This window comes from Rhizobium sp. TRM96647 (assembly GCF_025780115.1).
Classification (GTDB): Bacteria; Pseudomonadota; Alphaproteobacteria; order Rhizobiales; family Rhizobiaceae; genus Mycoplana.
In genome coordinates, this window is sequence record NZ_JAOXHF010000007.1 from 1 (window position 1) to 15,322 (window position 15,322).

A 15,322-nucleotide genomic window follows, 5' to 3' on the forward strand; every position below is an offset into this window, starting at 1 on the left:
GCGCCCGGCCCGCGCCGGCGCCGGGCGCGGGCGGGGGCGGGCGCCACGGCAACGCTGCCGTGCCGCGGCGAAGAGAGGCAGGACCGGAGAGGAGACACCCATGACGGGACAAGCGACGGGTCGAGCGACCACTCGCGCGCATCCCGGGCGGCCGGGCCGCCTGACGCGCAACCTCAGTGCCAAGATCGCATCCATCCCGATGATGCTGACCGCCGTCGTCGTCTTTCTCGGCGGGACGCTCTGGACGGTGCTCTATTCGTTCACGAGCTCGAAGCTCCTGCCGCGCCTCAAGTTCGTCGGCCTCGACCAGTACGAGCGCCTGTGGGCGGCGCCCCGCTGGCTCGTGTCGATCGAGAATCTCGCGATCTACGGCATCTTCTCGCTGATCTTCAGCATGGTGATCGGCTTTGTGCTGGCCGCGCTGATGGACCAGAAGATCCGCTTCGAGAACACGTTCCGGACGATCTTCCTCTATCCTTTCGCGCTGTCCTTCATCGTCACCGGGCTCGTCTGGCAATGGCTGCTGAACCCCGAGCACGGCGTCCAGTCGGTGGTGCGCGCCATGGGCTGGGCCGGCTTCTCCTTCGATCCGCTCTATAATTCCAGCATCGTCATCTACGGCATCCTGATCGCCGCACTCTGGCAGGGGACCGGGCTCGTCATGTGCCTGATGCTGGCCGGACTGCGCGGCATCGACGAGGACATCTGGAAGGCGTCGCGGGTGGACGGGATCCCGATGTGGAAGACCTATCTCTTCGTCGTCATCCCGATGATGCGGCCAGTCTTTGTCACTACGCTTGTCATCATCGCCAGCGGCATCGTCCGCGTCTACGACCTCGTCGTCGCCCAGACCAGCGGCGGGCCGGGCATCGCCTCGGAGGTGCCGGCGAAATACGTCTACGACTACATGTTCCAGGCGCAGAACCTCGGCCAGGGCTTTGCCGCCTCCACCATGATGCTGATCACGGTTGCGATCATCATCGTGCCCTGGGCCTATCTGGAATTTTCGGGAGGGCGCAAGCGTGTCTGATCGTGGCCAACTGAAGAAGACCGCTCACCTGTCGGAAATGCCCGCCGCGTGGGAGGCCGGGCCGAGGGGCGCGAAGCCCCGCCGGCTGGTGTCGACCCGCACCATCGTCGTCTACGGCACGCTGTTCGTGGCTGCGGCCTACTATCTACTGCCGCTCTACGTGATGATCGTCACCTCGCTGAAGGGCATGCCGGAGATCCGCGTCGGCAACATCTTCTCGCCGCCGCTGGAGATCACCTTCGAGCCCTGGGTGAAGGCCTGGTCGAGCGCCTGCACGGGGCTGAACTGCGACGGGCTGTCGCGCGGCTTCTGGAATTCGGTGATGATCACCGTGCCGTCGACGATCATCTCGATCGCTGTCGCCTCGATCAACGGCTATGCGCTGTCCAACTGGCGATTCAAGGGCGCCGACATCTTCTTCACGATCCTGATCGTCGGCGCCTTCATCCCCTACCAGGTGATGCTGTATCCGATCGTGATCGTGCTGCGCGAAATCGGGCTTTACGGCTCGCTCTCCGGCCTCGTCATCGTGCACACGATCTTCGGCATGCCGATCCTGACGCTTCTGTTCCGCAACTATTTCGCCGGCTTGCCGGAGGAATTGTTCAAGGCAGCGCGCGTCGATGGCGCCGGGTTCTGGGGGATCTACTTCAAGATCATGGTGCCGATGTCGCTGCCGATCTTCGTCGTGGCGATGATCCTGCAGGTCACCGGCATCTGGAACGACTTCCTGTTCGGGGTCGTGTTCACAAGGCCGGAATACTACCCGATGACGGTGCAGCTCAACAACATCGTCAACTCCGTCCAGGGAGTGAAGGAATACAACGTCAACATGGCCGCGACGATCCTGACGGGCGCCGTTCCGCTCCTCGTCTACTTCGTCTCCGGCCGGCTGTTCGTCCGCGGCATCGCCGCCGGCGCCGTGAAAGGCTAAGCGCATGACCAGCGTTTCCGTGAAAGACCTGAGACTGAGCTTCGGCCAGGTCACCGTCCTCGACCAGCTCAATCTCGATATCCAGGAGGGCGAGTTCCTGGTGCTGCTCGGCTCGTCGGGCTGTGGCAAGTCGACCCTGCTCAACTGCATCGCCGGGCTGCTCGACATCACCGACGGGCAGATCTTCATCAACGGCCGCAACGTCACCTGGGACGAGCCGAAGGACCGTGGCATCGGCATGGTGTTCCAGTCCTATGCGCTCTATCCGCAGATGACGGTGGAGAAGAACCTGTCCTTCGGCCTGAAGGTGGCGAAGATGCCGCAGGGCGAGATCGACAAGCGGGTGGCGCGCGCCGCCGAGATCCTGCAGATCGCACCGCTGCTGAAACGCAAACCCTCGGAGCTTTCCGGCGGCCAGCGGCAGCGCGTGGCGATCGGGCGGGCGCTGGTGCGCGACGTCGACGTGTTCCTGTTCGACGAGCCGCTCTCCAACCTCGACGCCAAGCTGCGCTCGGAGCTGCGCGTCGAGATCAAGCGGCTGCACCAGTCGCTGAAGAACACCATGATCTATGTGACGCACGACCAGATCGAGGCGCTGACGCTCGCCGACCGCATCGCGATCATGAAGGGCGGCGTCATCCAGCAGCTCGCCGATCCGAACACGATCTACAACGCGCCCGACAACATGTTCGTCGCAGGCTTCATCGGCTCGCCGTCGATGAACTTCCTGAAGGGCGAGATCGCCGCCGGCGCGGACGGCAAGCCCGTTTTCGCGGCCGGCGGCGTCACGTTCTCGCTTCACGGGTACAAGGCCGGCGAGGCGCTTGTGCCCGGCCGCAAGGTGGTCCTCGGCGTGCGGCCGGAGCATGTGGCGGTGGACGAGGCGGCAGCGGGCGGAGAACTGCACGAGGCCGTGGTCGACATCGAGGAGCCGATGGGGGCGGACAACCTCCTGTGGCTGAAGCATGCGGGGCATACGATGGCCGTGCGGACCGCCGGCGCGCGCCGCTTCAGCCCGGGCACGAAAGTGCGACTGACGTTCGACATGACGCTCGCCTCGCTGTTCGACGCTGCGACGGAGGAGCGGATCTGAGGGGGAGAATTACCCCCCCTCTGCCCTGCCGGGCATCTCCCCCTCAAGGGGGGAGATCGCGAGAGGCGCGCGATCACCGCTCCTTCTCATTATCGACGCGTGGCGAGGCAGTGCCACAGTCCGATCTCCCCCCGTGAGGGGGAGATGCCCGGCAGGGCAGAGGGGGGCGGACTTCCGCAGGAAAACAAGATTCTTGAGACCGAACCGATGACCGTAAGACCTGACATCACATCCATCGACCTCTCCGGCACTTGGCGGCTCTCGACGGTTGCGGGCGAGCATGCGGCTGCGATTGCCGTGCCCGGCGACGTGCATTCGGCGCTGATGGCCGCCGGGATCGTCGCCGACCCCTATGTCGGACGCAACGAGCTGGAGGCGCGCTGGGTGGCGGAGGCCGACTGGGCGATGGAGCGGACCTTCCTGGTGCAGCCGGAGATGCTGGAGGCAGGCTGGTATCTCGACATCGGCAGCATCGACACGGTGGCTTCCGTCTATATGAACGGCGTTCTGGTGCAGGATACCGACAACTGCTTCCGCCGCTACCGGCCCGACGTGACCGAGGCGCTGAAGGCCGGCGAGAACCACGTCCGCGTCGTCATCCACTCGGCGGTGGCGGCAGCGGCGGCCCGGCAGGCGGAACAGCCCTTCTTCGTGCCCTGGCACGAAGGCAATTCGCCGATCGCCAACGGCAATATGCTGCGCAAGCCGCAATGCCATTTCGGCTGGGACTGGAACCTCGCCATCGCCCCGCTCGGCATCTACGAGCCGATCGTGCTGCGCAGGCTGGAGATCGCGCGCATCGAGCACGTGACCACCCGGCAGTTCCACCATGCCGATGGTTCGGTCGATCTTTACGTCACCGCCACCTTCCATGCCGAGGAGCCCGGCATCCTGCCGGTGCATTTTTCGCTCGACGGCGAGCGGGTACGGCTCGACATCGGCGTCAATGCCGGCGAGACGGTGCTGACGCACCTCTTCCACGTCGACGATCCGGACCTCTGGTGGCCGGCCGGCAGCGGCGGGCAGCCATTGTCGCGCGTCACGGTGGAGACGCCGACGGAGACGGTGTCGCGCACCGTCGGCTTCCGCCAGGCCGAGCACCTGACCGACCGGGACGAGGCGGGGAGCCGTTTCGCCCTGCGGATCAACGGCCGCGAGGTCTTCTGCCGCGGCGCCAACTGGATCCCTGCGGACGCGCTCTTTTCCCGCGTCACCCGCGAGGGCGTGCGCGACCTGCTGCAATCGGCCGTCGATGCCAACATGAACATGATCCGCGTCTGGGGGGGCGGCTTCTACGAGCCCGACTGGTTCTACGATCTCTGCGACGAGATGGGGCTGATGGTCTGGCAGGACTTCATGTTCGCCTGCAACCTCTATCCCTCGACGCCGGAATTCCTCGACAACGTGGCCGCCGAGGTCGACTACCAGGTGCGCCGGCTGTCGTCGCATCCTTCGATCGTGCTCTGGTGCGGCGACAACGAGCTCGTCGGCGCGCTTGGCTGGTTCGACGTCTCGCGCAGGGACCGCGACCGCTACCTCGTCTCCTACGACCGGCTGAACCGCACGATCGAGCTGGCGCTGAAGAAGGCCGCGCCCGGCGCGACCTGGTGGCCGTCGAGCCCGGCCTCGGGCCCTATCGATTTCGGCGACGCCTGGCATGCCGATGGTTCGGGCGACATGCACTACTGGTCTGTCTGGCACGAGAACAAGCCGTTCGAGGACTATCGCAGCGTCCGGCCGCGCTTCTGCTCGGAGTTCGGGTTCCAGTCCTACACGTCGATGCCGGCGATCCGGACGTTTGCCGCAGATGGCGACCTCAACATCGCCTCGCCGGTGATGGAGTGGCACCAGAAGAACGCCGGCGGCAACGAGCGGATCGCGGCGACCATGTTCCGCAGCTTCCGGTTCCCGAAGGATTTTCCGGGCTTCGTCTATCTGAGCCAGATCCAGCAGGGGCTCGCGATCCGCACCGCGGTCGAATACTGGCGCTCGCTCAAGCCCCATTGCATGGGCACGCTCTACTGGCAACTCAACGACACCTGGCCGGTCGCCTCCTGGTCGAGCCTCGACCACGGCGGGGGATGGAAGGCGATGCACTACATGGCGCGCCGCTTCTTCCAGCCGGTGGCCGTCGCCGCCATCCCGTCGAAGGACGGCAAGCGCATCGATGTCTCGGTGGTGAATGACACGGCAGAGGCGGTCGAGGTGTCGTTCGTAAGCCGGCTGGTCAGCCTTTCCGGAGAGGCGAGCGCCTTCCGGACCGTTTCGGGGACCTGCGGGCCCGACCGGGCGGAGACGCTTCTTTCGATCGATGCGAGCGACATACCTCAGGACGCGGTGCTGTTCTGGTCGTTCCAGGCATCGAACGGCATGAGCGGCAGCGGACACCATTCGCCGGTGCCCTACAAGGCGCTCGACCTTGTACCGTCCGGCCTGGCGCTCACCGCCGCGCCGGGCGTGGACGGAACCTTCGACGTCACGGTCTCCGCGCAGGGGCTCGCCCTTCATGTGATGGTCGAGGCAAACGTTGCAGGGCGCTGGTCCGACAATGCCTTCGATCTTCTCGCAGGCGAGGAGAAACGGCTGGCCTTTTCGCCCGCGCAGCCGCTTGCGGCCGGCGAGAGACCCGCCTTCCACGCCTTGGATCTTCATTCCTGCCAGTCCGGTTCGGACGGCTAGACTTCAACCTGTGCCGCGTCCCCGCGTGCCATTCCCAGGAGCAAACCCAGTGCAGAAAGTCAGCTTCCAGCTCTATAGCGCCCGCAATTTCCAGCCCTTCTCGGACGTGTTCCGCCTCGTCTCGCAGGCGGGCTACAGCCAGGTGGAGGGATACGGCGCGCTCTACGCCGCGCTCGACAGCGCCGCGATCGCCTCGACCAAGGCCGAGCTCGACCGGAACGGGCTCGCCATGCCGACCGCCCATTTCGGCATCGACATGCTGGAGAACGAGCCCGAACGGGTGCTGGAAATCGCCCGCACGCTCGGCATCAAGGCGATCTACTGCCCCTATCTGATGCCGGAGGATCGCCCGAGCGAGGCGAAGGGCTGGCGCGCCTTCGGCGAGCGGCTGCAGAAGGCGTCGGTGCCCTACCGCAAGGCAGGGCTCGATTTCGGCTGGCACAACCACGATTTCGAGTTCGTCGCGCTGCCGGACGGCAGCTTTCCGCAGGACCACATCTTCGCCGGCGGGCCGGACCTCTCCTGGGAGGCCGACATCGCCTGGATCGTTCGCGGCGGCGCCGATCCGGTGGCGTGGATCAGGAAATATGCCGACCGGATCACGTCCGTCCACGTCAAGGACATCGCACCGGCGGGCGAGAACGCGGAAGAGGACGGATGGGCGGATGTCGGCCACGGCACGCTGCCCTGGGGCGAACTGATGAAGGTGCTGGCGGGAACCACGGCGCGGTACTTCATCGTCGAGCACGACAATCCGAAGGACCTGAAGCGGCTCGCCGAACGGTCCATCGCAACGATCAAGGCATTCTGAGGATGGACACCATGACCCAACAATCCGGGACCCAACAATCCGGGACCCAGCAACACGGGACGGAAGAGTACGGCGTCGGCATCATCGGCTGCGGGAACATCTCCGGTGCCTATTTCAAGCTGATCCCGCTCTACCGGAACCTGAGGCTCGTCGCCTGCGCCGACATCAATCCGGCGGCGTCGAAGGCCCGGTCGGAGGAATTCGGCGTGGCCGCGCAGGAAATCGACGATCTCCTGTCGAACCCCGCCGTCGACGTCGTCGTGAACCTGACGGTGCCGGAAGCGCACTATCCGGTCTCCCGGCGCGCGCTGGAGGCGGGCAAGCACGTCTATTCGGAGAAGCCCTTCGTGCTGACGCTGGAGCAGGGCGAGGACCTGCGCCGCATCGCCGAGGCAAAAGGCCTGAAGGTGGGATCGGCGCCGGATACCTATCTCGGCGGCTCCCATCAGTTTGCCCGCTACCTGATCGACAGCGGCAGCATCGGCAAGATCATGTCGGGTACGGCGCATGTGCTCGGCCCGGGCATGGAGAGCTGGCACCCGAACCCCGACTTCTTCTTCGCACCGGGCGGCGGGCCGATCCTCGACATGGGACCCTACTACGTCAACAACCTCGTCAACCTCGTCGGACCGGTCAAACGCGTGGTGGCGCTCGCCAACAAGGCGCGGGAGGAGCGGACGATCGGCAACGGTCCGCGTGCCGGCGAGAAGGTGCCGGTGATCGTTGCGACGAACATCCATGCGGTGCTCGAATTCGAGAACGGTGCGCAGATCTCCCTGATGAGCAGCTGGGACGTGTGGGCGCACCGCCACCAGAACATGGAGCTCTACGGCACCGAGGGTGCGATCTTCGTGCCGGATCCGAATTTCTTCGGGGGCGCGGTCGAGGTTGCGGGCATGGACCGCGAGCCGAAGGCGGTCGAGGTCTGGGATCATCCGCTGACGGCGAAGAACTATACCTTCGACTGGGGCGTGCAGGCGAACTACCGCGGTATCGGACTTGCCGACATGATGGCGGCGGTCGCGACCGGGCGCGACTATCGCTGCTCGCTCGACCGTTCGCTGCATACGATCGACGTGCTGACGGCGATCCTGCGCTCTGCGGAGGAGGGGCGGGCGATCGACATCGTCACCACCTGCACCCAGCCGGAAGCGCTCGGCATCGAGGAGGCGCGTGCGCTCCTTCGCGACGATATCGCCGCGCCGGCCGTCGAAGCGGCGGCGGAATAGCCGGGCTGCCAAGTCTGCATCTTGCGGGAACGACACGGGCGGGAGTATCCATTCCCGCCCAAGACATGAAATGGAGGACAGCCATGGCCTGGCAGCCCGCGGAAAACCGCTACGAGACCATGAAATACAACCGCCTCGGACGCTCCGGCCTGAAGCTGCCGGCGATCTCGCTCGGCCTGTGGCACAATTTCGGCGGCGACACGCCGCACGAGCGCAAGGTCGAGATGTGCCGCACCGCCTTCGACCTCGGCATCACCCACTTCGATCTCGCCAACAATTACGGGCCGCCGCCGGGTTCGGCGGAAACCGCCTTCGGCGAGATCCTGCGCACCGACTTCGCGGGCTATCGCGACGAACTGGTCATCTCGTCGAAGGCCGGCTACGACATGTGGCCCGGGCCCTATGGCGAGTGGGGCAGCCGCAAGTACCTGATCGCCTCCTGCGACCAGAGCCTGAAGCGGATGGGGCTCGACTATGTCGACATCTTCTATTCGCACCGCTTCGATCCGGAGACGCCACTCGAGGAGACCTGCGCCGCGCTCGACCATATCGTCCGCTCGGGGCGCGCGCTCTATGTCGGCATCTCGTCCTACAATTCGCAGCGCACGCGCGAGGCGGCGGCGATCCTGAAGGCGCTCGGCACGCCCTGCCTGATCCACCAGCCGAGCTATTCGATGCTCAACCGCTGGATCGAGACGGACGGGCTCGTGGATACGCTGGACGAACTCGGCATCGGCTCGATCGTGTTCTCGCCTTTGGCGCAGGGCATGCTGACGACGAAGTACCTGTCCGGCATCCCCGGCGACAGCCGGGCGGCGCAGAACCATTTCCTGAAGAAGGACTTCATCCGGCCGGAGACGATCGAGAACATCCGCAAGCTGAACGCGATCGCCGAGCGTCGCGGCCAGACGCTGGCGCAGATGGCGATCGCCTGGGTGCTGCGTGGCGGCCGGATCACCTCGGCGCTGATCGGAGCCAGCCGCGCCGCGCAGATCGTCGATTGCGTCAGGGCGCTGGACCGGCCCGACTTCACCGCCGAGGAGTTGGGGGAAATCGACACCTACGCCCGCGAGGCGGACATCAATCTGTGGGCGCGCTCGGCCGAACTGGTCTGACGGAAGCGAGAGGCCGCCCGGAACAAGTCGGGCGGCCTCTTTCAAAGACATTTCTGATGTACGTACAGCAGGCCGCATGTTGCCTGCCGGGGAGGAGAACCACGTGATCTGCAATCCGATCCTGCCGGGCTTCAATCCGGATCCGTCGATCTGCCGCGTCGGCGAGGACTATTACATCGCCACCTCCACCTTCGAATGGTATCCGGGCGTGCAGATCCACCATTCCCGCGACCTGGTGAACTGGCGGTTGGTACGCCGGCCGCTGGAGCGGGCGAGCCAGCTCGACATGCGCGGCAATCCCGACAGCTGCGGCGTCTGGGCCCCCTGCCTCTCCCATGCCGACGGACAGTTCTGGCTGGTCTACACCGACGTCAAGCGCTTCGACGGGAACTTCAAGGACGCGCACAACTACATCGTCACGGCGCCGACGATCGATGCGGAATGGTCCGATCCGGTGTACGTGAACTCCTCGGGCTTCGATCCGTCGCTGTTCCATGACGATGACGGGCGCAAGTGGTTCCTCAACATGCAGTGGAACCATCGCACGGAGAGCTACGGCGGCATGCCGAAGTCTCCCGCCTTCGACGGCATCCTGCTGCAGGAATGGGACCCGGCGGAAAGGCGGCTTGTCGGACCGGTGAGGAACATCTTCGCCGGAAGTCCGCTCGGGCTGGTCGAGGGGCCGCATCTCTTCAAGCGCAACGGCTGGTACTACCTGACGACGGCCGAGGGCGGCACCGGCTACGACCACGCCGTCACCATGGCCCGTTCGCGCAGCATCGACGGGCCCTACGAGATGCATCCGGACGTGCACCTGATCACGTCCAAGGACCATCCGGAGGCGGAACTGCAGCGGGCGGGGCACGGCCAGTATGTCGAGACGCCCGACGGGCAGGCCTATCACACGCACCTGACCGGGCGTCCGCTGCCGCCGAAGGGGCGCTGTACGCTGGGGCGAGAGACGGCGATCCAGAAATGCGTCTGGCGCGAGGACGACTGGCTCTATCTCGACGGTGGCGGGCCGGTGCCGCAGGTCGAGGTTGTGGCACCGTTCGCAATGCCGGCTGCCGGGCGGGCGTCCGAGGTCGCCTATCGCTTCGACGAAGCCGCGCTGCCGGACGATTTCCAGTGGCTGCGTACACCGAAGCCGGAGCGGCTGTTCTCGCTTGTCGAGCGTCCCGGCTTCCTCCGGCTGTTCGGCCGCGAGAGCATCGGCAGCTGGTTCGAGCAGTCGCTCGTGGCCCGGCGGCAGGAACACCACGATTTTTCCGCCGAGACGGTGCTGGCGTTCCGGCCGGCCAGCTACCAGCAGGTCGCTGGCCTCGTACACTACTACAACCGCCACAAGTTTCATGCGCTCGGGCTGACGCTGCATGAGACCCTCGGGCGCGTCCTGACCATCCTGTCCTGCCCGGGCGACCATGTGAACGGGCGGCTGGTGTTTCCTCTCGCCGGCGGCGTGCCGGTCGGCGAGGGTGCCGTCGCGCTCTCGATGGACGTGCGGGGAAACGATCTGCAGTTCTTCTGGCGGCAGGCCGACGATGGCGGCTGGAACGAGATCGGTCCGGTGCTGGATGCGGGCGTGGTATCGGACGAGGGCGGGCGCGGCGAGCACGGGTCCTTCACCGGTGCCTTTGCCGGCATGTTCGCCTTCGACACGTCCGGTCGCGCGCAAGTCGCCGATTTCGAGCGCTTCACGTATCGGGGCGGGGCGGCCAACGGGTAGGTATCATGTTTGTTCTCTACTCTATTTTCTGCTCGTAAACGGCTGATTACATTACATAAGTTTAATCTTATTTTCAGTTTCCGTTCATCGGCCGAGCCGTATCAAGGGGGTGTCCAGACGAAAGGAGACACCCATGAAAAAGCTCTTTGCAGCCCTGATCGCGACCTCGGTTCTCGCCACGTCTTTCTCGGTGGCGGAGGCCCGTGACAACCGGTATCCGGCCCAGCATCACCATGTCGACAAGCGCGTGGTGCATAAGAAGGTGGTGGTCGAGAAGCGGACGGTCGTCCGCAAGCGTCATTGGGCGAAGGGCAACAAGCTGTCGCGCGCCGAACGGCGGCAGATCATCAACGCCCGCGACTACCGTCGCCACCACCTGCATGCGCCGCGCCGCGGCGAGCAGTGGGTACGGGTCGACAACCAGTTCCTGCTGATCAGCGCCGCGACCGGCCTGATCGTCGGACTGGTCGCGGCGAACTGAACGGTCTGAATATTCGAGAGGGAAGGGCGGCTCAGGCCGCCCTTTTCCGTTTGTCAGCCCACCCGTTCCTTCGGCACTTCCTCTTCCTTCCGTCACCCCGGATTTGATCCGGGGGCCGGCAGTGCCGCGTCTGCGGCGCAAAAGATCTCTTCCTCACGCAAGGACTTGCGCGCACTGGAGTCCGGATCTCGTCTGGCATGACGCACACTATGCGGTCGGTGCGAAGGATAGGACGACTGGAACAAGGTTCTGCCAGCGGCCTGGGGAGACGGCACGTGCTGTCCCGTTCTCGCTGTCACGTCCTCTCAGCACTGCCGGCCTGTTCCGGCAAAAAGGGAGGGCGGTTCAGCGGCCGTGCCGATGCCGGTCAGCTTGCGGCGCCGACCACGCCGGCGTGGGCGGGGAAGAAGCGGTCCAGGCCGCGGCGCTTGCCGAACATGATGTCGTGCTGCAGGAAGCGGTAGTCGCGGACCAGCGGGTCGATGGTCTTTTTGCGCGACCAGTCGGTCGTGGCGTTGCCGTCGCTGCGGATCAGCTGGTAGCGGTCGATTATGTCGTAGCGCTCCTGCACCCGGCCGAGGAAGCCGGTGTAGTAGGGATGCTCGTAACCGGCTTCCTTGAGGATGTGATAGGGCAGCAGCGCAGGGCTGATCGTGCCGATCTCCTCCCTGACGCCGGTCTTGTTCGACCAGACGACGAGCGGCGTCTCGTGCTCGCGCTTCATCTGCTCGACCGGGCCGCGGCGCTCGGCCGTGATGTTGTTCATGTAACCGGTGGAGGTGTAGACCGTGTTGAGCGGCGGGAGGTGGTCGCCGAAGACCACGATGATCGTCTCGCGGTCGCGGTTCTTCGCCCAGTCCATCAGCATCTTCAGGCTGTCGTCGGCTTCCTTGACGCCCTGCGCATAGGTCGAAAGGATCTGGTTGTCGGCATAGGGAAGGCTGCCTTCGACCTTGATCGTGTTCTTCGCGTAGCGGTTGGCCTCGTAGGGGCCATGGCCTTGCAGGGTGACGGTGAAGAAGAAGAACGGGTCCTGCTGGGCATCGGCCTGGCGGATGATCTCCCGGGTCAGGTCCTCGTCGGAGGCGAAGATCCCGCGCTTGGTCATGGGCGGCATCGTCTCTTCGGTCTTGAAGGTCTCGAAGCCGAAGGACTTGTAGACGGAGGTGCGGTTCCAGAACCAGCCGGCGAAGGGGTGGATCGCGCGGGCCGTGTAGCCCTCGCCGCGGAAGAAGGTCGCAAGCGAGGGGATCGGGTCGCGCACATACTGCTGGTAAGGAATGCTGCCGGTCGGCAGGAAGGCGTTCGAGAAACCGGTCAGCGCCTCGAACTCGACATTCGCCGTCAGGCCGCCGAATTCCGGCGAGAAGATCGCCCCGGATTCGCTCTTGCGGATGAGCGGCATCGGATCGGGGCTGAGCTTGACGTTGGACAGCCGGGTCGGATCCCAGAGCGATTCGCTCATCACCACGATGACGTCCGGCTTGCCGCGGTGGCTGGTACCGGCCGGCAGCGGTTCCTGGTTGATGTGGTCGATCGCATCGGCGGAATAGCCGGCGGGCGCCTTCACGTTCGCCATCGGCACGTTGATGGCGAAGGCGAGCATGAAGCCGTTGTGGCGGTAGTTCTCGGTCTGGTCCCACATGATCGGGAAGACCTGCAGGCGGTCGCGCACCGGGGAATACTGGTTGTAGTCGAGGATGGAGCCGAAACCGGCCAGCAGCGGAACGGCGAGCGCCAGCCTGAGGGCGCGCTGCGTCAGGGTCAGCTGTCGGAAACGCTTCCAGGCGAAGACCCACAGGGAGATCAGGGCGCCGGCCGCCGCGATCGCCCCGATGACGATCCCGACGGCGGTCCAGGGCCGGTCGCGGACCAGCGCCGGCATCAGTTCCATGATCTGGCGGCCGAACAGGAGGTCCGTCGGATAGAGCGGGTCGGTCAGGAAGATCTGCTTCTGCTCGGAGGTCAGCGCCAGCAGGATGGCGAGCGGCCCGAGGATCAGGATCGCCTTGTGCTGGCGGCCGATCAGGCCGTCGAGCGCCAGGAGCGCCAGGAAGAACAGGCCGCAGGTGGTCCAGCCCGGCTGCGCCAGGGTGGTGAGGAAGGTGAACGTGGCGCCGGTGGACTGGCGCGTGATCAGTTCGACGGCGGCAACGGTGACGAAGGCGAAGACGAAGGTCAGCGCGACCGAGCGGACGGCGGTCGCTGCAATCGCAAGGCGGCGCGCGTCCGCGACCTCGGAAACGACCGTCTCTTGCACTGCTGTCACCGAAACGGCCGGGGCTGAGGTTCTCACGCGCTACTCCGAAATGTCATAAAACTTTCGCTCAATTGTCATATCGTTGTGATCTTGAACAGGGGATGAATGCCCGTTGTGTGGGGATAGCCGCCCCGGGCGGGCACGCCGCGAGGCCCCTCTGGACGCGGTCGCCGTCCGCGCGCGGCAAATCGAAAATCCCTTCATTTTCAAACCGCCCGTCATCATCTAAAGAACAGCCTTGCCCGAATGAACTTCGGACGATGCGGATCGAGGATCGACATGAACGGACAAAGCGACAGGACCACGCTTCGAATTGCGGTCGGCCAGCTCAACCCGACGGTGGGCGATGTTGCCGGCAACCTCGCCAAGGCGCGCGCGGCCCGGGCGGATGCCGCTGCGCAGGGGGCGGACCTCCTGCTTCTGACGGAGCTCTTCATTTCCGGCTATCCGCCGGAGGACCTGGTGCTGAAACCGGCCTTCCTGAAGGCGTGCCAGAAGGCGGTCGAGACGCTTGCCGAGGATACCGCCGATGGCGGGCCGGGCGTCGTCGTCGGCTTTCCCCGGCAGGGCGAGGCGGGGCGGCACAATTCCGTGGCCGTCCTCGACGGCGGGCGGATCCTCGTCTATCGCGACAAGCTGGATCTTCCGAACTATGGCGAGTTCGACGAGAAGCGCGTCTTCGTCGAGGGCGCCATGCCGGGCCCGGTCAATTTCCGCGGCGTCAGGCTCGGCATTCCCATCTGCGAGGAGATCTGGAACGACCTCGGCGTCTGCGAGACGCTGGCCGAGAGCGGAGCGGAGATCCTGCTGGTGCCGAACGGTTCGCCCTACTATCGCGGCAAGGTCGACGTGCGCCACCAGGTGGCGCTGAAGCAGGTGATCGAGACCGGCCTGCCGCTCGTCTTCGCCAACCAACTCGGCGGCCAGGACGAACTGGTCTTCGACGGCGCGAGTTTCGGGCTCAATGCCGACAAGACGCTGGCCTTCCAGATGAGCCAGTTCGAGGAGACGATCGCGCTCGTCACCTGGAAGAAGAACGCGGACGGCGACTGGTTCTGCGACGGCGGCCCGATGTCGAAGATCCCGGAGCGCGAGGAGGCGGACTACCGCGCCTGCGTTCTGGGCTTTCGCGACTACGTCAACAAGAACGGGTTCAAGAACGTGGTTCTCGGCCTTTCCGGCGGTATCGATTCGGCGATCTGCGCGGCGATCGCCGTCGATGCGCTCGGCGAGGAGCGCGTGCGCTGCGTGATGCTGCCCTACCGCTATACCTCCGAGGAATCGCTGAAGGATGCCGCCGCCTGCGCCAAGGCGCTCGGCTGCCGCTACGACATCGTGCCGATCGAGGCGCCGGTGACCGGTTTCCTCGACGCGCTCTCGGACATGTTCGAAGGCACCGAAGCCGGCATCACCGAAGAGAACCTCCAGAGCCGCACGCGCGGCACGATCCTGATGGCGATCTCCAACAAGTTCGGCTCGATGGTGGTCACCACGGGCAACAAGTCGGAAATGTCGGTCGGCTACGCTACCCTCTACGGCGATATGAACGGCGGCTTCAATCCGATCAAGGACCTCTACAAGATGCAGGTCTATGCGCTGTCGCGCTGGCGGAACACGACAGTGCCGCCGGGCGCGCTCGGGCCTTCGGGCGAGGTGATTCCGCGCAACATCATCGACAAGGCGCCTTCGGCCGAGTTGCGGCCGAACCAGACCGACCAGGATTCGCTGCCGCCCTATCCGGTGCTGGACGATATCCTGGAATGCCTGGTCGAGAACGAAATGGGGACGGAGGAGATCGTCGCGCGCGGCCATGACGAGGCGACCGTGCACCGCATCGAGCACCTGCTCTACATCGCCGAATACAAGCGCCGGCAATCGGCGCCGGGCGTGAAGATCACCAAGAAGAACTTCGGCCGCGACCGGCGCTACCCGATCACCAACCGTTTCCGCGACCGATAGGGGCA

At 65.3% G+C, this 15,322-nt stretch carries 11 protein-coding genes; 10 read left to right on the plus strand and 1 reads right to left on the minus strand.

Features of this window, described 5'->3' with window-relative positions:
- Positions 1-100 precede the first annotated feature (100 nt).
- The 9 genes from OCK02_RS14170 to OCK02_RS14210 all read left to right on the plus strand — a co-directional run bounded on the left by OCK02_RS14170 (position 101) and on the right by OCK02_RS14210 (position 11,098).
- Positions 101-1,030: a carbohydrate ABC transporter permease gene (locus OCK02_RS14170; RefSeq protein ID WP_230805174.1), complete on the plus strand. Its 930-nt coding sequence runs from the start codon at positions 101-103 to the stop codon at positions 1,028-1,030.
- 37 nt (positions 1,031-1,067) lie between these two features.
- Positions 1,068-1,964: a carbohydrate ABC transporter permease gene (locus tag OCK02_RS14175; RefSeq protein ID WP_263813854.1), complete on the plus strand. Its 897-nt coding sequence runs from the start codon at positions 1,068-1,070 to the stop codon at positions 1,962-1,964.
- A 4-nt stretch (positions 1,965-1,968) separates the two neighbouring features.
- Positions 1,969-3,057, plus strand: coding sequence for an ABC transporter ATP-binding protein (locus OCK02_RS14180; RefSeq protein ID WP_263813629.1), 1,089 nt, complete (start codon positions 1,969-1,971; stop codon positions 3,055-3,057).
- Positions 3,058-3,264: 207 nt separating this feature from the next.
- Positions 3,265-5,736 carry a beta-mannosidase gene (locus tag OCK02_RS14185; protein WP_263813630.1) on the plus strand — a complete coding sequence of 824 codons (2,472 nt, stop codon included), beginning with the start codon at positions 3,265-3,267 and terminating at the stop codon, positions 5,734-5,736.
- Between the two features lie 49 nt (positions 5,737-5,785).
- Positions 5,786-6,547 (plus strand): sugar phosphate isomerase/epimerase family protein, encoded by a 762-nt coding sequence (locus tag OCK02_RS14190; RefSeq protein ID WP_263813631.1) that lies wholly within the window; start codon positions 5,786-5,788, stop codon positions 6,545-6,547.
- 11 nt (positions 6,548-6,558) lie between these two features.
- Positions 6,559-7,776 (plus strand): Gfo/Idh/MocA family protein, encoded by a 1,218-nt coding sequence (locus OCK02_RS14195; protein WP_263813632.1) that lies wholly within the window; start codon positions 6,559-6,561, stop codon positions 7,774-7,776.
- Between the two features lie 83 nt (positions 7,777-7,859).
- Positions 7,860-8,891, plus strand: coding sequence for an L-glyceraldehyde 3-phosphate reductase (mgrA, locus tag OCK02_RS14200; RefSeq protein ID WP_263813633.1), 1,032 nt, complete (start codon positions 7,860-7,862; stop codon positions 8,889-8,891).
- Between the two features lie 103 nt (positions 8,892-8,994).
- Positions 8,995-10,617 carry a glycoside hydrolase family 43 protein gene (locus tag OCK02_RS14205; RefSeq protein WP_263813634.1) on the plus strand — a complete coding sequence of 541 codons (1,623 nt, stop codon included), beginning with the start codon at positions 8,995-8,997 and terminating at the stop codon, positions 10,615-10,617.
- Between the two features lie 133 nt (positions 10,618-10,750).
- A complete protein-coding gene (locus OCK02_RS14210) occupies positions 10,751-11,098 on the plus strand; it encodes an RcnB family protein (protein ID WP_263813635.1) in 348 nt (115 codons plus the stop codon).
- A gap of 367 nt (positions 11,099-11,465) precedes the next feature.
- On the opposite strand, the gene OCK02_RS14215 is transcribed toward OCK02_RS14210, so the two are convergent.
- Positions 11,466-13,358, minus strand: coding sequence for an LTA synthase family protein (locus tag OCK02_RS14215; protein WP_412178840.1), 1,893 nt, complete (start codon positions 13,356-13,358; stop codon positions 11,466-11,468).
- 279 nt (positions 13,359-13,637) lie between these two features.
- Between OCK02_RS14215 and OCK02_RS14220 the strand changes: the two genes are divergently transcribed.
- Positions 13,638-15,317 (plus strand): NAD+ synthase, encoded by a 1,680-nt coding sequence (locus OCK02_RS14220; RefSeq protein ID WP_263813637.1) that lies wholly within the window; start codon positions 13,638-13,640, stop codon positions 15,315-15,317.
- The last annotated feature ends 5 nt before the right edge of the window (positions 15,318-15,322 follow it).